This window comes from Pseudomonas sp. BCRC 81390, assembly GCF_030341915.1.
Taxonomy (GTDB): domain Bacteria; phylum Pseudomonadota; class Gammaproteobacteria; order Pseudomonadales; family Pseudomonadaceae; genus Aquipseudomonas.
The window spans coordinates 125,535-145,724 of record NZ_JATAAG010000091.1; the positions used below are offsets into that span (position 1 = coordinate 125,535).

Annotated in this window: 18 protein-coding genes; 16 read left to right on the top strand and 2 right to left on the bottom strand. The window is 62.6% G+C overall.

Going from position 1 to position 20,190, the window contains the following annotated elements; translation table 11 throughout:
- Positions 1–3 precede the first annotated feature (3 nt).
- Positions 4–1,326 (top strand): MFS transporter, encoded by a 1,323-nt coding sequence (locus QSV36_RS25630; protein WP_289135903.1) that lies wholly within the window; start codon positions 4–6, stop codon positions 1,324–1,326.
- 90 nt (positions 1,327–1,416) lie between these two features.
- Here QSV36_RS25630 and QSV36_RS25635 read toward each other — a convergent pair whose 3' ends face one another.
- Positions 1,417–3,099 carry an electron transfer flavoprotein-ubiquinone oxidoreductase gene (locus QSV36_RS25635; protein ID WP_289135905.1) on the bottom strand — a complete coding sequence of 561 codons (1,683 nt, stop codon included), beginning with the start codon at positions 3,097–3,099 and terminating at the stop codon, positions 1,417–1,419.
- A 537-nt stretch (positions 3,100–3,636) separates the two neighbouring features.
- Here QSV36_RS25635 and QSV36_RS25640 point away from each other — a divergent pair.
- From QSV36_RS25640 to QSV36_RS25680, 9 genes are all read left to right on the top strand, one after another.
- Positions 3,637–4,386, top strand: a complete 750-nt coding sequence (locus QSV36_RS25640; protein ID WP_225778561.1) for an electron transfer flavoprotein subunit beta/FixA family protein — start codon at positions 3,637–3,639, stop codon at positions 4,384–4,386.
- Positions 4,387–5,316, top strand: a complete 930-nt coding sequence (locus tag QSV36_RS25645) for an electron transfer flavoprotein subunit alpha/FixB family protein (RefSeq protein WP_289135907.1) — start codon at positions 4,387–4,389, stop codon at positions 5,314–5,316.
- Positions 5,317–5,391: 75 nt separating this feature from the next.
- A complete protein-coding gene (locus QSV36_RS25650) occupies positions 5,392–6,213 on the top strand; it encodes a substrate-binding periplasmic protein (RefSeq protein WP_289135908.1) in 822 nt (273 codons plus the stop codon).
- A 9-nt stretch (positions 6,214–6,222) separates the two neighbouring features.
- Positions 6,223–6,576: a DUF4398 domain-containing protein gene (locus QSV36_RS25655; protein WP_289135909.1), complete on the top strand. Its 354-nt coding sequence runs from the start codon at positions 6,223–6,225 to the stop codon at positions 6,574–6,576.
- Entirely contained in the window at positions 6,573–7,385 is an 813-nt protein-coding gene (locus tag QSV36_RS25660; protein WP_225778557.1) for an OmpA family protein, read from the top strand. Before QSV36_RS25655 ends, QSV36_RS25660 begins: the two co-directional genes overlap by 4 nt.
- Before the next feature lie 372 nt (positions 7,386–7,757).
- On the top strand, positions 7,758–9,200 hold the full coding sequence (locus tag QSV36_RS25665) for an aminotransferase-like domain-containing protein (RefSeq protein WP_013973449.1): 1,443 nt from the start codon (positions 7,758–7,760) through the stop codon (positions 9,198–9,200).
- Positions 9,201–9,263: 63 nt separating this feature from the next.
- Complete coding sequence (locus QSV36_RS25670) at positions 9,264–9,761, top strand: hypothetical protein (RefSeq protein WP_289135910.1); 498 nt, start codon at positions 9,264–9,266, stop codon at positions 9,759–9,761.
- A 129-nt stretch (positions 9,762–9,890) separates the two neighbouring features.
- Complete coding sequence (locus tag QSV36_RS25675) at positions 9,891–10,145, top strand: YkgJ family cysteine cluster protein (RefSeq protein WP_225778555.1); 255 nt, start codon at positions 9,891–9,893, stop codon at positions 10,143–10,145.
- A gap of 28 nt (positions 10,146–10,173) precedes the next feature.
- Positions 10,174–10,782, top strand: coding sequence for an START domain-containing protein (locus QSV36_RS25680; protein ID WP_289135911.1), 609 nt, complete (start codon positions 10,174–10,176; stop codon positions 10,780–10,782).
- Between the two features lie 102 nt (positions 10,783–10,884).
- Here the strand turns inward: QSV36_RS25680 and gltA are convergent, their stop codons facing one another.
- The gene (gltA, locus tag QSV36_RS25685; RefSeq protein WP_085625400.1) at positions 10,885–12,174 is read right to left on the bottom strand and encodes a citrate synthase; all 1,290 of its coding nucleotides are present in this window, start codon (positions 12,172–12,174) and stop codon (positions 10,885–10,887) included.
- 352 nt (positions 12,175–12,526) lie between these two features.
- On the opposite strand from gltA, the gene sdhC reads away from it, so the two are divergent.
- The 6 genes from sdhC to odhB all read left to right on the top strand — a co-directional run bounded on the left by sdhC (position 12,527) and on the right by odhB (position 20,108).
- Complete coding sequence (gene sdhC / locus QSV36_RS25690) at positions 12,527–12,913, top strand: succinate dehydrogenase, cytochrome b556 subunit (protein WP_012315350.1); 387 nt, start codon at positions 12,527–12,529, stop codon at positions 12,911–12,913.
- Positions 12,907–13,275 (top strand): succinate dehydrogenase, hydrophobic membrane anchor protein, encoded by a 369-nt coding sequence (gene sdhD / locus QSV36_RS25695; RefSeq protein ID WP_003254214.1) that lies wholly within the window; start codon positions 12,907–12,909, stop codon positions 13,273–13,275. The genes sdhC and sdhD overlap by 7 nt, the downstream gene beginning before the upstream one ends.
- A gap of 3 nt (positions 13,276–13,278) precedes the next feature.
- Positions 13,279–15,051, top strand: a complete 1,773-nt coding sequence (gene sdhA / locus QSV36_RS25700) for a succinate dehydrogenase flavoprotein subunit (protein WP_289135914.1) — start codon at positions 13,279–13,281, stop codon at positions 15,049–15,051.
- An 11-nt stretch (positions 15,052–15,062) separates the two neighbouring features.
- Complete coding sequence (locus tag QSV36_RS25705) at positions 15,063–15,767, top strand: succinate dehydrogenase iron-sulfur subunit (protein WP_011534752.1); 705 nt, start codon at positions 15,063–15,065, stop codon at positions 15,765–15,767.
- 246 nt (positions 15,768–16,013) lie between these two features.
- Positions 16,014–18,845, top strand: a complete 2,832-nt coding sequence (locus QSV36_RS25710; protein WP_225778551.1) for a 2-oxoglutarate dehydrogenase E1 component — start codon at positions 16,014–16,016, stop codon at positions 18,843–18,845.
- 42 nt (positions 18,846–18,887) lie between these two features.
- Positions 18,888–20,108, top strand: a complete 1,221-nt coding sequence (gene odhB, locus QSV36_RS25715; RefSeq protein ID WP_289135916.1) for a 2-oxoglutarate dehydrogenase complex dihydrolipoyllysine-residue succinyltransferase — start codon at positions 18,888–18,890, stop codon at positions 20,106–20,108.
- Positions 20,109–20,190: the final 82 nt, after the last annotated feature.

Consider the following 20,190-nt stretch of genomic DNA (forward strand, 5'->3'; position numbering starts at 1 on the left):
GCCATGACTGCCAACGATACCGCTCGCCCGTCCCGGTTCAGCCGCGGCGACCACCGGACCCTGGGCCTGGCGGCGCTGGGCGGCGCGCTGGAAATCTACGATTTCATCATCTTCGTGTTCTTTGCGCTCACCCTCAGCCAGCTGTTCTTCCCGCCCGAGATGCCCGAATGGCTGCGCCTGCTGCAAAGCTTCGGGATTTTCGTCACCGGCTACCTGGCGCGACCGCTGGGCGGCATCCTGATGGCGCACTTCGCCGACCACCTGGGGCGCAAGCGGGTGTTCAGCCTGAGCATCCTGATGATGGCCCTGCCGTGCCTGTTGATCGGGGTGATGCCGACCTACGCCGACATCGGCTATGCGGCGCCGCTGATCCTGCTGGCCCTGCGCATTCTGCAGGGCGCGGCGGTGGGCGGCGAAGTGCCCAGCGCCTGGACCTTCGTCGCCGAGCATGCGCCGGCCGGACGGCGCGGATACGCCTTGGGCTTCCTGCAGGCGGGGCTGACCTTCGGCTACCTGCTGGGGGCGCTGACTGCGACCTTGCTGGCGCAGCTGTTCACTACGCAGGAGATCCTCGACCATGCCTGGCGCTACCCGTTCCTGCTGGGCGGCGTGTTTGGCGTGGTGGGCGTATGGCTGCGCCGCTGGCTCAGCGAAACCCCGGTGTTCCTTGCCTTGCGTGCGCGCCAGCAACAGCCGGTGCGCTTCCCGCTGCGGCAGGTGCTGGGCGAACACCGGCCGGCGTTGATCCCGGCGGCGCTGCTGACCTGTGTGCTGACCTCCGCCGTGGTGGTGCTGGTGGTGATTACCCCGACGGTGATGCAGCAGCGCTTCGGCATGACGGCCGGGCACACTTTTGCCCTGAGCAGCGTGGGTATCGTGTTTCTCAATATCGGCTGCGTGCTGGCCGGCCTGCTGGTCGACCGCGTCGGCGCCTGGCGCGCGTTGATGCTCTACAGCCTGCTGCTGCCGCTGGGCATCGGCGTGTTGTACGCCAGCCTGGTAGGGCAGTGGGGCATGACCTGGCTGGCCTATGCACTGGCCGGCCTGTGCTGTGGCGTGGTGGGGGTGGTGCCGTCGGTAATGGTCGGGTTGTTCCCGGCCGAGATCCGTGTGTCGGGTATTTCCTTCACCTACAACGTGGCCTACGCACTGTGGGCCAGCACCACACCACTGGCGCTGGTTGCATTGATGCCATGGAGCCCGTGGGTGTGTGCCGGGTTCTGCCTGATCATGGGCACGGTGGGGTTGTTGACGGCGCTCTGTTTCGGGCGTCGCGAGCCGTTGCCGACGAGCGAGCCCGACTTCCTGCCGACGCGATGCCTGTAGGCGCGGCCAGTACCGCCAGGCAACAGGTAAAACAGAAAAGCCCCCGGCTCGTGAGAACCGGGGGCTTTTCATTAGCGCAAGGGCAGAGGCTTACATGTTCGGGTAGTTCGGCCCGCCCGCGCCTTCAGGGGTGACCCAGGTGATGTTCTGGGCCGGGTCCTTGATGTCGCAGGTCTTGCAGTGCACGCAGTTCTGCGCGTTGATCTGGAAGCGCTTGCTGCCGTCTTCCTGGCTCACCACTTCGTACACCCCCGCAGGGCAATAGCGCTGCGCCGGCTCGTCGTACAGCGGCAGGTTGCTGGCGATCGGGATGTTCGGGTCGGTCAGCTTCAGGTGGCAAGGTTGTTCCTCTTCGTGGTTGGTGCTGGAGAGGAATACCGAGCTGAGCTTGTCGAAGCTGAGCTTGCCGTCCGGTTTCGGGTAGTCGATCTTCTGCGAGTCGGCGGCCAGTTTCAGGCAGGCGTAGTCCGGCTTGGTGTCGTGCAGGGTGAACGGCAGCTTGCCACCGAACCAGTTCTGGTCGACATAGTTGAACGCACCACCGAGGATCGGCCCGAACTTGTGGATGGCCGCGCCGAAGTTGCGGCTGGCGAACAGTTCTTCGTACAACCAGCTGGCCTTGAAGGCGCTGACGTAGCCGTTCAGCTTGTCGCCGCCTTCGCTGCCGGCGGCCAGCGCTTCGGCGACCGCTTCGGCCGCCAGCATGCCGGACTTCATCGCGGTGTGGCTGCCCTTGATCTTGGAGAAGTTCAAGGTGCCCAGGTCGCAACCGATCAGCGCACCACCATCGAACACCATTTTCGGCAGCGAGTTCAAACCACCTTTGGCAATCGCGCGGGCGCCGTAGCTGATCCGCTTGCCGCCTTCGAGGTACTGGCTGATCACCGGGTGGTGCTTAAGCCGCTGGAATTCGTCGAACGGCGACAGGTACGGGTTGGCGTAGGACAGGTCGACGATCAGGCCGACGACCACCTGGTTGTTTTCCAGGTGATAGAGGAACGAACCACCGGTGTTGTCCTTGGCCATCACATCCAGCGGCCAGCCGGCGGTGTGCACCACCAGGCCCTGTTCGTGCCTGGCCGGGTCGATTTCCCAGATTTCCTTCAGACCGATGCCGTAGTGCTGGACATCGGCTTCGCTGTCAAGGTTGAAACGCTTGATCAGCTGCTTGCCGATATGGCCACGGCAGCCTTCGGCGAACAGGGTGTATTTGGCGCGCAATTCCATGCCCGGGGTGTACAGGCCGTCCTTCGGGTTGCCTTCGCGGTCCACTCCGAGGTCACCGGTAACGATGCCGCGGACCACGCCGTTGTCATCGAACAGCGCTTCCTGGGCGGCGAAGCCCGGGTAGATTTCCACGCCGAGGTTCTCGGCCTGCTGGGCCAGCCAGCGGCACAGGTTGCCCAGCGAAATGATGTAGTTGCCGTGGTTGTGCATGGTCTTGGGCACGAACAGGTCAGGCACCTTGGTCGCGCTGCCGGCATCCTTGAGCACGTAGATGTCGTCGCGTTTCACTTCGGTGTTCAGTGGCGCGCCAAGGGCTTTCCAGTCGGGGAACAGCTCGTTCAGGGCACGCGGTTCGAACACCGCACCGGAGAGGATGTGGGCGCCGACTTCAGAGCCCTTTTCCACCACGCAGACGCTGATTTCGCTACCGGCTTCGGCGGCCTTCTGCTTCAGGCGGCAGGCGGCGGACAGGCCTGCCGGGCCGGCGCCGACGATGACCACGTCGAATTCCATGTATTCGCGTTCCACTGGTTCTCTCCTACTCATCAAGGCTCGTGCTGTTGCTTGGTCTTATGGGTGCGCAGGGCATTCGCCGCGGTTCTATGCAGCGGCGGAGCTGTAGCTGGGCAAATGACGGACTACACCGTTTTGTCTTGGCCGCGCATTATATCTACACCACTTGGCGGGTCCAATACAAACGTTTGTTTGAATTTGCCGCAGGCCAGTAAAATCACTGGAGCGCGGCTGGAGGGTGACCGATTTGCCGTATTGACCGGATTGGGTGTTACGGTCAAGATACGAGCGGTTTTACGTTCGCCGTAGGCTTGCAGCCGGGCGCAGGTACACCTCTAAAGACCAGGTGTGGAGCAGGGTTTTGCGGCCTTGGGCCGGTTTGTAGTGGAGTTTACACGCCACGACAGAAAATGACCCGTGAGTATTTGACGCAAGCGTCCGGACAAGACTGTTCGGTCACTGTGAAGTTACTGCCTCCCGGTACGTTTTTGGAGGTGCCCTTGTACCCACGCGCATCGCCGGGCATGGCCCCAGGCGACTATCTATTCACCGGAGAGTAACGAGGAATCCATGAAGGTTCTTGTAGCTGTCAAACGAGTGGTCGACTACAACGTCAAGGTTCGCGTCAAGGCGGACAACTCCGGCGTCGACCTTGCTAACGTCAAGATGTCCATGAACCCCTTCTGCGAAATCGCCGTGGAAGAAGCCGTGCGCCTGAAGGAAAAGGGCGTTGCGACCGAGATCGTCGTCGTCTCCGTCGGCCCGGCCACTGCCCAGGAACAACTGCGTACCGCCCTGGCCCTGGGCGCCGACCGCGCCATCCTGGTGGAAGCCGCTGACGAACTGAACTCCCTGGCCGTGGCCAAGGCGCTGAAGGCCGTTGTCGACAAGGAGCAGCCGCAACTGGTCATCCTTGGCAAACAGGCCATCGACAGCGACAACAACCAGACCGGCCAGATGCTGGCCGCGCTGACCGGCTTTGCCCAGGGCACCTTCGCCTCCAAGGTAGAAGTGACTGGCGACAAGCTGAACGTCACCCGTGAAATCGACGGCGGCCTGCAGACCGTGGCTCTGAACCTGCCAGCCATCGTCACCACCGACCTGCGCCTGAACGAGCCACGCTACGCGTCGCTGCCGAACATCATGAAGGCCAAGAAGAAGCCGCTGGAGACCATCACTCCAGACGCGCTGGGCGTTTCCCTCGCCTCCACCAACAAGACCCTGAAGGTTGAAGCCCCGGCTGCCCGCAGCGCAGGCATCAAGGTCAAATCGGTGGCCGAACTGGTCGAGAAGCTGAAGAACGAAGCGAAGGTAATCTAAATGACTATCCTGGTTGTCGCTGAATACGAGAACGGTGCCGTAGCCCCGGCCACCCTGAACACTGTTGCCGCTGCCGCCAAGATCGGTGGTGATGTGCACGTGCTGGTCGCCGGCCAGAACGTGGGCGGCGTTGCCGAATCTGCCGCGAAGATCGCTGGCGTGGCCAAAGTGCTGGTTGCCGACAACGCAGCCTATGCACACGTCCTGCCGGAAAACGTCGCGCCGCTGATCGTCGAACTGGCCAAGGGCTACAGCCACGTGCTGGCCCCGGCCACTACCAACGGCAAGAACATCCTGCCGCGCGTTGCTGCGCTGCTGGACGTGGACCAGATCTCCGAGATCATCTCGGTCGAGTCCGCCGATACCTTCAAACGCCCGATCTATGCCGGTAACGCCATTGCCACCGTGCAGTCGAGCGCAGCCATCAAGGTCATCACCGTGCGTACCACCGGCTTCGACGCCGTGGCGGGCGAAGGTGGTTCGGCTGCCATCGAAGCCGTGGGCGCTGCGCACAATGCCGGCATCTCGGCTTTCGTTGGCGAAGAGCTGGCCAAGTCCGACCGCCCGGAACTGACCGCTGCCAAGATCGTCGTCTCCGGTGGCCGTGGCATGGGCAACGGTGACAACTTCAAGCACCTGTACAGCCTGGCCGACAAGCTCGGCGCTGCCGTCGGTGCTTCGCGCGCCGCGGTCGACGCGGGCTTCGTGCCCAACGACATGCAGGTCGGCCAGACCGGCAAGATCGTTGCGCCACAGCTGTACATCGCCGTCGGTATCTCCGGCGCGATCCAGCACCTGGCCGGCATGAAGGACTCCAAGGTGATCGTGGCGATCAACAAGGACGAAGAAGCGCCAATCTTCCAGGTGGCTGACTACGGCCTGGTCGCCGACCTGTTCGAAGCAGTGCCAGAGCTGGAAAAGCTGGTCTGATCCGCCTGCTTCACTTATAAAGAACCCGGCCCTCGTTTCGAGGGTCGGGTTTTTTTATGGGCTGAGGAGTGAGGGATGACGTTGCGCGGAACGGGCAGGGTGCTGGCATGCATGGCGGTGTTGGCGTCGCCGCTGGCCATGGCGGCAGGCAAGTGCGAACGCCTGGTGGCCACTGGCAGCCCCGATGCGCCGCCATACTCATGGCAAGACCCGAACGACCCGAAACACCTGATCGGTGCCAACGTCGACCTGCTGCGTCAGGTGGCTGGCGAGCTGGGGTTGAAGGTAGAGGTGCTCAGCGCCGGGCGTCGTGACCAGGCGCTGGAAGAAGTGCGCAGCGGGCGCATGGACCTGTTGCTCGACACGCCCATGCAGGTGGAGCAACTGACCGCGCTCGACTACATTCACCCACCCCTGCAGCTCAACGAGTACCTGGTGTGGACCCGCCACGATGCCGAGCTGGCTTTCGATGGTCCGGCGGACCTGGCCAGGTACCAGGGCAGTGTGTCCGAGCGCGCGCGGCTTACACCGGCCTTCACAGCGTTCGTCAAGGCCCAGCTGAAGCTGGTGCCGGCGCAGAACCTGACCCAGGCATTTCAGAAGCTGGTGCTTGGCCAGGTCGACTATGTGCTTGCAGGCCGCTATGCGGGTATGGCGATGGTCCAGAGCCTGGGCATGGACAACCAGCTGATTGCCCGCGGCCTGCCGGTGGACCGGCCGGGGCTGTACCTGGCCGTGTCGCACAATTCAGCCTGCAATGACAGCTGGTTGCGTGGGCAACTGGCAAAAAAACTGACAGAATTGCCGATCTCCGGTGCGTCCGAGGCCGTGCTGCAGCGCAATGTCGAGCGCTGGAAAGCCCAGTTGCAAGTGCCGTCGGACGCCCCCAAACACTAGGAAGATTGCGTGAGAACCCAACCACTAATCCTTGCCCTGGCCGTACTCGGCCTGGCTGGCTGCGCCAACGATCCGGCCCCTGTCGAGCAGATGCGCATTTCCGAGCAGGCACTGGAGCAGGCCAGGGCCGTCGGGGCCACCGAGCAGGTCGAAGCGCTCAAGCTGGCCGAAGACAAGCTGGCCCGCGCCAAGACCAACATGCTCACCGAAGATTACCGCGATGCGCGCATGCGCGCCGAGCAGGCCGAGCTGGATGCACGCCTGGCCGAAGCCCAGGTGCTGAACCAGAAGAGCGAAGAGCAGTTGCAGCTGCTGCAGTCGCGGGTCAAGCGCCTGCGCAAGCAGCTGGAGGTGCAGCCATGATCCGCCGTGCACCATTGGCCGCGCTCGCCGTGCTGGCGCTGGCGGCAGGTTTGCAGGGTTGCGCCAGCCAGCGCAGCAGTGCAGCACTGGATGATGCCAGCGCCGCTTTCCAGAAGGTCAAGGACAACTCCGATGTGCTGCGCAGTGCCCCGCGTGACGTGATTCGCGCAGGCGAGTCGCTGGCCCGCGCCGAGCGCCTGTCCAGCTATATCGGCACCGGTGCGGACGTGCGCCATTACGCCTACCTCAGCCAGCGCTACAGCGAGATCGCCAGCGAGCATGCCCGGCTGGCGCTGAACCAGGAGCGCCAGGCCAAGCTCGACCTGGAGCGCCAGCGCCTGCAGCTGGCCTTGCGCGAGGCCAAGCTGGCCAGTGTCCAGCAGCAGGGCAAGTGGATCGAGTCGCAGATCGCTGCGCTGGCTTCGGAGCAGACCGATCGCGGTCTGGTAATGACCTTGGGTGACGTGCTGTTCGATACCGGCCGTGCCGACCTGAAGAACTCGGCCAGCCGCACCGTGCTCAAGCTGGTGCAGTTCCTCCAGCTCAACCCGCGCCGGGTGGTACGGATCGAAGGCTATACCGACAGCACCGGTACGGCCGAGGACAACCTGAAACTGTCGCGTGACCGGGCGCAGGCCGTGGCGGACATGCTGGTCGACCTGGGCATCGACGAGAAGCGCCTGCAGGTCGAAGGCTATGGTGACCAGTACCCGATCGAGGCCAATGCCTCGGAGCGGGGCAGGGCGCAGAACCGCCGGGTGGAGATCGTGTTCTCCGATGACAAGGGCAGGCTCGCGCCGGCTCGCTGAATCCTGGCAAGGGCTGCAACGCAGCCCCCCCTTAATGCCAGTTGCAGCAGACTTTACTGGGGCTGCTTTGCAGCCCTTCGCGGGCAAGCCCGCTCCCACAGGGACCGCGTATTTCTAAAGCTCGGCGCTAAATCTGTGGGAGCCGGGCTTGCCCGCGAAGGCGCAAAGCGGTCCCAGATTGTTTAACTGACTGGCATTACCCCCGGCTTTTCGTCGACACCCTTCGGATTTCAGTGTTTTATCACTGTCACGCAACTGTATTGTTGACTATCCTGCGATCTGTCCCAGTACACTTTGCAACTGTTACGGTATTCTCTACCCTCAGTGAGCGACACAAGAACAACGAGTCCGTCCGCGCGTCGAGATCCCGCCATGACCAACCTGCTGCTGTACCAGCGTATCGCCCAGCAACTGGCCGATGACATCCGTCGCGGTGTCTACCAGCCAGGCGAGCGTGTACCGTCCGTGCGCAAGATGAGCGCCCAGCTCAACGTCAGCCATGCCACAGTGCTGCAGGCCTATGCCAACCTCGAAGACCAGGGGTTGATCCGTGCGCGGCCGCAGTCCGGATACTACGTGCACCAGACTCCGGCCCTGACCGCGCAGACGCCGGACATCGCCCGCGTGGAGCGCCCCGGGCTGGTGACCCGCGCCAGCATCATCCAGCAAGTGCTGACCGAGGCGCGCCGCGACGGGGTGTTCCCGTTCGGTGCCGCCGTGCCGCATGTCGATTACCTGCCGGTCCGTGCCCTGCACCAGCAGATCGCCAAGGTGACGCGCTTTCACAGCCCGCGCGCCTTCAGCTACATGTTCAGCCCCGGTTTCGAACCGCTGCGCCGGCAGATCGCCATCCGCATGCGCGATGCCGGCGTGCTGGTCGACCCACGTGAAGTAATCGTGACCCATGGTTGCGTCGATGCGCTGCAGATGTCGTTGCGCGTGCTGACCCGCCCCGGCGACCTGATCGCTGCCGAGTCGCCTACCTATTACGGCCTGCTGCAACTGGCTGACCTGTTGGGCCTGAAGGTGATCGAGATCCCCAGCGACCCGTCCACCGGCATCAGTCTCGAGGCGTTGCAGCTGGCCGCCAACCAGTGGTCGATCAAGGCCCTGGTGCTGACTGCACGGCTGAGCAATCCGCTCGGCGGCACCGTGCCGGAAGAGCGGCAGAAGCAGTTGCTGCGCCTGGCGTCGGATTTCGATATCCAGATCGTCGAGGACGATATCTACGGCGAGTTGATGTTCGAACAGGGCAAGACCAAGGCGCTGAAGGCGTTCGACCGGCTGGACCGGGTGATCTACTGCTCGAGCTTTTCCAAGACCCTGTCCCCCGGCGTGCGCGTGGGCTGGATGATCGCCGGGCGCTACCAGGACGAGATCCAGCGCCTGCAAACCTTCACCACCCACTCGGCCTGCAGTGTGACGCAGATGGGGGTGGCAGCCTACCTGGAGAACGGCGGCTACGACCGGCACTTGCGTTACATTCGCCAGGAGTACCGCAAGAACCTCAGTGCCTACCAGCTGGCGGTGCAGCAACATTTCCCCGAGGGCACCCAGATGACCCGGCCGACCGGCGGGTTCATCCTGTGGGTGAGCCTGCCGGGGCGGGTCAATACCCAGGAGCTGCATGTGCGTGCGCTGGAGCAGGGTATCAGCATTGCGCCGGGGCTGATCTTCAGTAATACCGAACAGTTCAACCACTGTATCCGCCTCAACTGCGGGATTCCGTGGAACAAGGAGGCCGAACGTGCGGTGATTACCCTCGGGTTGCTGGCCCAGCAGTTATGCCGGGAGCCGGCGGCCGCGTTTTTGTAGGCTTGCCACGCGCCTGCGGAACAGGGAGCATACGCACTTTTACTGCCAGCCTGTCCTTTTGCCATGAAAGCTCTGCGTCGTTTTGCCTTGATCCTGTGCCTTGCTCCGCTCTGCTACCTTGGTGCAGGCCAGGCCGCGCAGCCGGCCGGCCAGGCGCAGGGCAAACCGGTACAGAAGGCGCTGGCGAAGCCTGCGCAGAAGCCAGTGGCAAGCAAGGCTGCGAAAAGCACTGCAGCCAAAAGCAAGACTGCCAAAAGCAAGGCCAAGCCGGCGCGCAAGCCGATGAGCCCGGTGGTGGCCAAGCCGCTGCCCAAGCCCAGGCTCGATCTCAGCCTGCCCGCCGATATGGTCGACAAGCTGGAGCCGGAGGTTGGTGACCCTTCGCCGATCCAGCGCCGCAAGCCCCTGCTGCCACCGTTGTTCACGGAAAAGCCAGAGGCCGACGACAGCCCGTTCCAGCTCAATGGCCGGTTGATCAATAACGAAATGCAGCTACAGCTGCGCAATGACAGCCGTCGTGACGTGGAAGGGGCGGCGATCGATTTCGAGTACCGCCAGTAGCCAGTAACTGACTGCCGGGTCATGGCACATTTCATCGTGCCAGCAATTTCAAACGACTGTTTGAGCGGTTACTATCCAGGGACGTTCGTCCCGTTTTGCTCCAGGGAGTCCTGATCTTGGTGAGTTGCCATGAAATGCCGTGAGGGTTGTGGTGCCTGCTGCATTGCCCCGTCCATCAGCTCTGCAATGCCGCGTATGCCCAACGGCAAGCCGGCTGGCGAGCGCTGCCTGCACCTGACCGCCGACAACCTCTGCGACCTGTTCGGCAAGCCCGAACGGCCCGCGGTGTGCGGCGGTTTCCAGGCTGATGTCGAGGTGTGCGGCAGCGACCGTGACGAGGCGATCAGGATTCTTGGCTGGTGGGAGCAGATGACGGCGGCGTGAGGCTGGATCTTCGACAACAAGGATAAACATGATGAGACCGTTCAAGCGTATTGCACTGCTGTGTGGCATGGGTGTTCTGCTGTCCCCTGTGGCCTGGGCCGAGAACTGGCAGGTGGCAAAGGATGAGGAGGGGATCAAGGTATCGCTCAGCGAAGTGGCCGGTTCCAAGTACAAGGCCTACCGCGGGGTAACCCTGATCAAGGCGCCGCTGGCGAAGGTGCAGGCGCTGCAGGAGGATGTGGTCGGGGCCTGCGCGTGGATCCACGAATGCAAGATGCAGAAGGTGCTCAAGCAGGAAGGTGACCAGGTCTGGACCTATACCCAGTTCAATACGCCATGGCCGGTAACGCCGCGTGATTCGGTACTGCACGTGACCACGGTCAGGGAGGCCGACGGCAGCCTGACCCGCAAGCTGGTCGAAGAGCCGACCTACGTCCCGGAAGAGAAGGGCTTCGTGCGGGTGGCCAAGGTCGAAGGCTTCTGGAAGCTGGTGCCCAAGGGCGACAGCACCGAAGTCACTTATCAGGTGCACACCGAACCGGGTGGCAGCGTGCCGGCGATGGTGGCCAACAAGTTCGTGGTGGATGCGCCGTTCAATACGCTGAAAGGGTTGCGCGAGCGGGCTGAGAAAAACTGAGAAGCGGCCCTGGTGAGGGCTGCTCCTGCAAAGCCGCATCGCGTCGAACAGAAATAAAAAAGGCTGCCCGAGGGCAGCCTTCTTGCGTTCGGCTATCGAAGCTTACTTGCGGTCCTGCAGCGCAACGATGTCGCGCTTCTGCTCGCCGGTGTACAGCTGACGCGGGCGGCCGATCTTGTACGGGCTGGAGAGCATTTCTTTCCAGTGCGAGATCCAGCCTACGGTACGTGCCAGGGCGAAGATCACGGTGAACATACTGGTTGGAATGCCGATCGCCTTGAGGATGATCCCCGAGTAGAAGTCGACGTTCGGGTACAGCGAGCGCTCGATGAAGTACGGATCGGTCAGGGCGATCTCCTCCAGGCGCATGGCCAGCTCCAGCTGCGGGTCGTTCTTGATGCCCAGCTCGCGCAGTACTTCGTCGCAGGTCTGCTTCATCACGGTGGCGCGCGGGTCGCGGTTCTTGTACACGCGGTGGCCGAAGCCCATGAGCTTGAACGGGTCGTTCTTGTCCTTGGCCTTGGCGATGAACTTGTCGATGTTCGAGACATCGCCGATTTCATCGAGCATGGTCAGCACCGCTTCGTTGGCGCCGCCGTGGGCCGGGCCCCACAGTGCAGCGATACCGGCAGCGATACAGGCGAACGGGTTGGCACCCGACGAACCGGCCAGGCGAACGGTGGAGGTGGAGGCGTTCTGCTCGTGGTCGGCATGGAGGATGAAGATCCGGTCCATCGCCTTGGCCAGCACCGGGCTGATCGGTTTGATCTCGCACGGGGTGTTGAACATCATGTGCAGGAAGTTTTCCGCGTACGACAGGTCGTTGCGCGGGTACATCATCGGCTGGCCCATGGAGTATTTGTACACCATCGCGGCCAGGGTCGGCATCTTGGCGACCAGGCGCACCGCGGAAATCTCGCGGTGTTGCGGGTTATTGATGTCCAGGGAGTCGTGATAGAACGCCGACAGGGCGCCGACCACGCCGCACATTACCGCCATCGGGTGGGCGTCGCGGCGGAAGCCGTTGAAGAAGGACTTCAGCTGCTCGTGAACCATGGTGTGGTTCTTCACGGTGCTGACGAACTGGGCCTTCTGCTCGGCATTCGGCAGTTCGCCGTTGAGCAGCAGGTAGCAGGTTTCGAGGTAGTCGGACTTCTCGGCGAGCTGCTCGATCGGGTAGCCGCGGTGCAGCAGGATACCCTGGTCGCCGTCAATGTAGGTGATCTTCGACTCGCACGAAGCGGTCGCCATGAACCCAGGGTCGAAGGTGAAGTGACCAGTGGCCCCCAACCCGCGGACGTCGATTACATCAGGACCAACGGTGCCGGTTAAAATGGGCAGCTCGACGGGGGCAGCGCCCTCGATGACCAACTGCGCTTTTTTGTCAGCCATGTGGCCTCCTATTAATGCTTGAAATCATCAGACAGACCCCCCACGCAGGGCCCGCACCACTATAGAGGGATAAATTCAGAAGTCAATTTGCCTAAAGGCTTGTTGAAACAGGCATTGATGCCTGGTTTTTCGCGAAATTCTCGCCCATTTACGCCTTTTGTCCGTTAAAGGCAATGCGCTATTTGGGCTACCCCGTCACGTTGTCATAAGCAGCCTAACTGTCTATACTCGCAACCCGACCGCCAGGGGCTTGCAAGCCCGAACTGCTGGGGGTCGCCGTTCCCTGGGTGGTGGGTACCTGACCAGTACACTTACCAACAACTTTGCCCTGATTCGCTAGGGGCTCTTCAGTGTGAAAAAAGCCGTGAAAAGCCAACGACCTGTAAACCTAGACCTAAGGACCATCAAGCTCCCCGTCACTGCGTACACGTCCATCCTGCACCGTATCTCCGGCGTCATTCTGTTCCTCGGCCTTGCCATCATGCTTTATGCACTGGGCAAGTCGCTGGGTTCCGAGGAAGGCTTCGGTGAGGTGAAGGCGTGTCTGACCAGCCCGCTGGCCAAATTCGTGACCTGGGGCCTGCTGTCCGCCCTGCTTTATCACCTCGTGGCAGGTGTGCGTCACCTGATCATGGACATGGGTATCGGTGAGACGCTGGAAGGCGGCAAGCTGGGCTCGAAAATCGTGATCGTCATCTCCGTGGTGCTGATCGTTCTGGTGGGAGTTTGGGTATGGTAACCAATGTCACGAACCTGTCGCGTTCGGGTCTCTATGACTGGATGGCGCAGCGCGTTTCTGCGGTCGTTCTCGCGGCTTACTTCCTGTTCCTGATCGGCTACGTGGTCGCCCACCCAGGCATCGACTACACCCAGTGGCATGGTCTGTTCTCCAACAACGCGATGCGGATCTTCAGTCTGCTGGCCCTCGTTGCCCTGGGCGCTCACGCCTGGGTCGGCATGTGGACCATCGCCACCGACTACCTGACGCCAATGTCGTTCGGCAAGTCGGCAACTGCGATTCGTTTCCTGTTCCAGGCGGTATGCGGCGTTGCGATGTTCGCTTACTTCGTCTGGGGTGTGCAGATTCTCTGGGGTATCTGATCCATGGCTAGCATTCCAACCATTTCTTTCGACGCCATCATCATCGGTGGCGGCGGTGCCGGCATGCGCGCTGCGCTGCAGCTGGCGCAAGGCGGCCACAAGACCGCCGTGGTCACCAAGGTCTTCCCGACCCGTTCGCACACTGTGTCCGCCCAGGGCGGCATCACCTGCGCCATCGCGTCGGCCGACCCGAACGACGACTGGCGCTGGCACATGTACGATACCGTCAAGGGCTCCGACTACATCGGTGACCAGGACGCTATCGAATACATGTGCCAGGAAGGCCCGGCTGCGGTCTTCGAGCTGGACCACATGGGCCTGCCGTTCTCGCGTACCGAAACCGGTCGTATCTACCAGCGTCCGTTCGGCGGCCAGTCCAAGGACTTCGGTAAAGGCGGCCAGGCTGCCCGTACCTGCGCCGCGTCCGACCGTACCGGTCACGCGCTGCTGCACACCCTGTACCAGGGCAACCTGAAAGCCGGCACCACCTTCCTCAACGAGTACTACGCCGTAGACCTGGTGAAGAACCAGGACGGCGCGTTCGTGGGTGTGATCGCGATCTGCATCGAAACCGGCGAAACCCTGTACATCAAGTCCAAGGCCACCGTACTGGCCACTGGCGGTGCCGGCCGTATCTACGCCTCCACCACCAACGCCCTGATCAACACCGGTGACGGCGTGGGCATGGCCCTGCGTGCCGGCGTGCCGGTGCAGGACATCGAAATGTGGCAGTTCCACCCGACCGGCATCGCCGGCGCCGGTGTACTGGTCACCGAAGGTTGCCGCGGTGAAGGTGGCTACCTGATCAACGCCCACGGCGAGCGCTTCATGGAGCGTTACGCGCCGAACGCCAAGGACCTGGCCGGCCGCGACGTGGTCGCCCGTTCCATGGTCAAGGAAATCATCGCCGGCAACGGCGTGGGCCCGAACAAGGACCACGTACTGCTGAAGCTGGACCACCTGGGCGAGGAAGTGCTGCACAGCCGCCTGCCAGGCATCTGCGAACTGTCCAAGACCTTCGCCCACGTCGACCCGGTGGTCGCGCCAGTACCGGTCATCCCGACCTGCCACTATATGATGGGCGGCGTTGCCACCAACATTCACGGCCAGGCCATCACCATGGATGCCGAAGGCAACGACCAGATCATTCCTGGCCTGTTCGCCGTAGGTGAAGTGGCGTGCGTATCGGTGCACGGTGCCAACCGCCTGGGCGGCAACTCGCTGCTCGACCTGGTGGTGTTCGGCCGTGCTGCCGGCCTGCACCTGGAGAAGGCGCTGAGCGAAGGCGTGGAATACCGCGACGCCAGCGACACCGACGTCGATGTTGCCCTGAACCGCCTGAACAAGCTGAACGAGCGCACCACCGGTGAAGACGTTGCCAGCCTGAAGCGCGAGCTGCAGAGCTGCATGCAGAACTACTTCGGTGTATTCCGTACTGGCGAATACATGCAGAAGGGTATCGAGCAGCTGGCCGGTCTGCGCGACCGTATCGCCAACGTCAAGATCAACGACAAGTCCAAGGCCTTCAACACCGCGCGTATCGAGGCACTGGAACTGCAGAACCTGCTGGAAGTCGCCGAAGCTACCGCCATCGCGGCCGAAGCCCGTAAAGAGTCCCGCGGCGCTCACGCCCGTGAAGACTACGAAGACCGTGACGACGAAAACTGGCTGTGCCACACCCTGTACTACCCGGGTGAGAAGCGCGTCGCCAAGCGTGGCGTCAACTTTGCGCCGAAGACTGTTCCAGCCTTCGAACCAAAAGTCCGGACTTACTAAGGGTGGCCGCTATGTTGCAAGTCGAAGTTTATCGTTACAACCCGGACACCGATTCCGCGCCGAAAATGCAGACCTTCCAGGTCGATACCGGCGGCAAGGACCTGATGGTGCTGGACGTACTGGCACTGATCAAGGAGCAGGACGAAGGGTTCTCCTACCGTCGCTCGTGCCGTGAAGGCGTTTGCGGTTCCGATGGCATGAACATCAACGGCAAGAACGGCCTGGCCTGCATCACCCCGCTGTCGGCGGTGGTGAAGGGCAACAAGCTGATCCTGCGCCCGCTGCCGGGCCTGCCGGTCATTCGTGACCTGGTCGTCGACATGAGCATCTTCTACAAGCAGTACGAGAAGGTGAAGCCGTTCCTGCAGAACGACACGCCGGCGCCGGCTATCGAGCGCCTGCAGTCGCCGGAAGACCGTGACAAGCTGGACGGCTTGTACGAGTGCATCCTGTGCGCTTGCTGCTCGACCTCCTGCCCGTCGTTCTGGTGGAACCCGGACAAGTTCCTGGGCCCCGCCGCACTGCTGCAGGCCTATCGCTTCCTGGCCGACAGCCGCGATACCAAGACCCAGGAGCGCCTGGCGTCCCTGGATGACCCGTTCAGCGTATTCCGCTGCCGCGGGATCATGAACTGCGTCAACGTTTGCCCTAAGGGTCTGAACCCGACCAAGGCAATCGGTCACGTACGTAACATGCTGCTGCAAAGCGGCACCTGATACAAAGCGTTGTACCTGCAGTAAGCCGAGGTGCGGGTGGTGAGCCCGCACCGAGGTAAAACCCGAACAATGGCCCACAAAGCCTGCGTTCATTACCTATGAAGATATGAGACCAGCAGGGGCTTTCCGGGCTGGTACCCGGAAAATCAGCAGGATCCAAGTGGCGTGGTTCAGTCGCTGTGTTCGGACTTTTCCAGGTTTGCTGTGGCTCTCGCCGATCAGTCCCCTAACCGAGGGTGACCAAGCATGCAAGAAAGCGTGATGCAGCGCATGTGGGAAAGCGCCCACCTTTCAGGTGGTAACGCTGCATATGTGGAAGAGCTTTATGAGCTCTACCTGCACGACCCTAACGCTGTGCCAGAAGAGTGGCGCACCTACTTCCAGAAGTTGCCCGCCGACGGCAGCACCGCTACCGATGTATCGCACTCGACAATCCGCGACCATTTCGTACTGCTGGCGAAGAACCAGCGCCGCGCCCAACCGGTATCTGCCGGGAGCGTGAGCAGTGAACACGAGAAGAAGCAGGTTGAAGTTCTGCGACTGATCCAGGCCTATCGCATGCGCGGCCATCAGGCTGCCAAGCTCGACCCGTTGGGGTTGTGGCAGCGTCCAGCGCCTGTAGACCTGTCGATCAATCACTACGGCTTGACCAATGCCGATCTTGATACGACTTTCCGTGCCGGCGACCTGTTCATCGGCAAAGAGGAGGCGAGCCTACGCGAGATCGTCGAGGCGCTCCAGAAGACATATTGTCGCACCATTGGCGCCGAGTTCACCCACATCGTCGACTCCGAGCAGCGCAGCTGGTTCCAGCAGCGCCTGGAAAGCGTGCGCGGCCGTCCGGAGTTTTCCGCCGACGTGCAGGCCCACCTGCTCGAGCGCGTGACCGCCGGTGAAGGCCTCGAGAAATACCTGGGCACCAAGTACCCGGGCACCAAGCGTTTCGGCCTCGAGGGCGGCGAAAGCCTGATCCCGATGCTGGACGAGATGATCCAGCGTTCCGGCTCCTACGGCACCAAGGAAGTCGTGATCGGCATGGCCCACCGTGGCCGCCTGAACGTGCTGGTTAACACCTTCGGCAAGAACCCGCGCGAGCTGTTCGACGAGTTCGAAGGCAAGAAGATGAACGAGCTGGGCTCCGGTGACGTGAAGTATCACCAGGGCTTCTCCTCGAACGTGATGACCCCGGGTGGCGAAGTGCACCTGGCCATGGCGTTCAACCCGTCCCACCTGGAAATCGTCTCGCCCGTGGTCGAGGGTTCGGTGCGCGCCCGTCAGGACCGCCGCAACGACACCGTTGGCGACAAGGTACTGCCGATCTCGATCCACGGCGATGCTGCATTCGCCGGCCAGGGCGTGGTCATGGAAACCTTCCAGATGTCGCAGACCCGCGGTTTCAAGACCGGCGGCACCGTGCACATCGTGATCAACAACCAGGTCGGTTTCACCATCAGCAACCCGCTGGATGCGCGCTCCACCGAGTACGCCACCGACGTGGCCAAGATGATCCAGGCGCCTATCCTGCACGTGAACGGCGACGACCCGGAAGCCGTGCTGTTCGTGACCCAGCTGGCCATCGACTACCGCATGCAGTTCAAGCGTGACGTGGTCATCGACCTGGTCTGCTACCGCCGTCGCGGCCACAACGAGGCCGACGAGCCGAACGGCACCCAGCCGCTGATGTACCAGCAGATCAGCAAGCAGCGCACCACCCGTGAGCTGTACGCCGATGCACTGATCCAGGCCGGCCGCATCGATGCCGAGCGCGCCCAGGCCAAGATCGACGAGTACCGCAACGCGCTGGACAACGGCCTGCATGTGGTCAAGAGCCTGGTCAAGGAGCCGAACCGCGAGCTGTTCGTCGACTGGCGTCCGTACCTGGGCCATGCCTGGACCGCGCGTCACGACACCCGCTTCGACCTCAAGACCCTGCAGGAACTGTCGGCCAAGCTGCTGGAGATCCCGGAAGGCTTCGTGGTACAGCGCCAGGTCGCCAAGATCTACGAAGACCGCCAGAAGATGCAGGCCGGTGGCTTGCCGATCAACTGGGGTTATGCAGAGACCATGGCTTACGCCACCCTGCAGTTCGAAGGTCACCCGATCCGCATGACCGGCCAGGACATCGGCCGTGGCACCTTCTCGCACCGTCACGCGGTGCTGCACAACCAGAAGGACGCCAGCACCTACGTACCGCTGAAGAACCTGTTCCCGGGCCAGCCGAAGTTCGAACTGTACGACTCGTTCCTGTCGGAAGAGGCGGTACTGGCCTTCGAATATGGCTACTCCACCACCACGCCGAACGCGCTGGTGATCTGGGAAGCCCAGTTCGGCGACTTCGCCAACGGTGCGCAAGTGGTGATCGACCAGTTCATCACCAGCGGCGAGCACAAGTGGGGCCGTCTGTGCGGTCTGACCATGCTGCTGCCACACGGTTATGAAGGGCAGGGCCCGGAGCACTCCTCCGCGCGCCTGGAGCGTTACCTGCAGCTGTGCGCCGAGCACAACATCCAGGTCTGCGTACCGACCACCCCGGCGCAGATCTACCACCTGCTGCGTCGCCAGGTCATCCGTCCGCTGCGCAAGCCGCTGATCGTCCTGACGCCGAAGTCGCTGCTGCGCCACAAGCTGGCCGTGTCGACCCTCGAGGACCTGGCAGAAGGTTCGTTCCAGACCGTGATCCCGGAAATCGACAGCCTCGATCCGGCCAAGGTCGAACGCCTGATCCTGTGCGGCGGCAAGGTTTACTACGACCTGCTGGAAAAACGCCGTGCCGAAGGCCGCGAAGACATCGCCATCGTGCGTATCGAGCAGCTGTACCCGTTCCCGGAAGACGACCTGGTCGAAATCCTTGCGCCCTACACCAACCTCAAGCATGCGGTCTGGTGTCAGGAAGAGCCGATGAACCAGGGCGCCTGGTACAGCAGCCAGCACCACATGCGCCGTATCCTGGGCCGCCACAACAAGGCACTGGTCCTGGAATACGCCGGCCGCGACGCTTCCGCCGCGCCAGCCTGTGGTTACGCTTCGAAGCACGCCGAACAGCAGGAAAAACTGCTGCAAGACGCCTTCACTGTCTAACGCCTTCGCGCACCTGAAACCGAATTTAAGGAAACACTGATAATGGCTATCGAGATCAAAGCCCCAACCTTCCCGGAATCGGTTGCCGATGGCACCGTTGCCACCTGGCACAAGCAGCCGGGCGATGCCGTCAAGCGTGACGAGCTGATCGTCGACATCGAGACCGACAAGGTCGTCCTGGAAGTACTGGCTACCGCCGACGGCGTACTGGGCGCCATCGTCAAGGGCGAGGGCGACACCGTCCTGTCCGACGAAGTGCTGGGTTCGATCGTTGAGGGCGGTGCTGCCGCCGCTGCTCCAGCTGCCGCCCCGGCCGCTGCTGCTCCGGCTGCCGCTGCTGCCGACGCTGGCGAAGAAGACCCGGTTGCCGCCCCGGCCGCGCGCAAGCTGGCTGAAGAAAACGGCATCGACCTGGCCAGCGTTGCCGGCACTGGCAAAGGTGGTCGCATCACCAAGGAAGACGTCGTCGCTGCCGTCGCCAACAAGAAGTCGGCCCCGGCCCCGGCGGCCAAGCCGGCTGCCGCCGCTGCTGCTGCCCCGGTTGTGGTTGCCGCTGGCGACCGCACCGAGAAGCGCGTGCCGATGACCCGCCTGCGTGCCAAGATCGCCGAGCGTCTGGTCGAAGCCCAGTCGAGCATGGCCATGCTGACCACCTTCAACGAAGTCGACATGACCGAAGTCATGGCCCTGCGTTCGAAGTACAAGGACCTGTTCGAGAAGACCCACAACGGCGTACGCCTGGGCTTCATGTCGTTCTTCGTCAAGGCCGCTACCGAAGCCCTGAAGCGCTTCCCGGCCGTGAACGCCTCGATCGATGGCAACGACATCGTCTACCATGGCTACGCCGACGTCGGCGTTGCCGTGTCCAGCGACCGTGGCCTGGTGGTACCGGTACTGCGTAACGCCGAGTCGATGAGCCTGGCGGAAATCGAGAACGGCATCGCCACCTTCGGCAAGAAGGCCCGTGACGGCAAGCTGGCCATCGAAGAGATGACCGGTGGCACCTTCACCATCACCAACGGTGGTACCTTCGGTTCGATGATGTCGACCCCGATCGTCAACCCGCCGCAGGCCGCCATCCTCGGCATGCACAACATCATCCAGCGCCCGATGGCCATCAACGGCCAGGTCGTGATCCGCCCGATGATGTACCTGGCGCTGTCGTACGATCACCGCCTGATCGACGGCAAGGAAGCGGTAACCTTCCTGGTCACCATCAAGAACCTGCTGGAAGACCCGTCTCGCCTGCTGCTGGACATCTAATCGCGCAGCTGCAAGCGGCAAGCGGCAGGCTTCAGTTTGAAGCCTGCCGGTCTTGCGGCTTGCAGCTTGTCGCTTGAAGCTA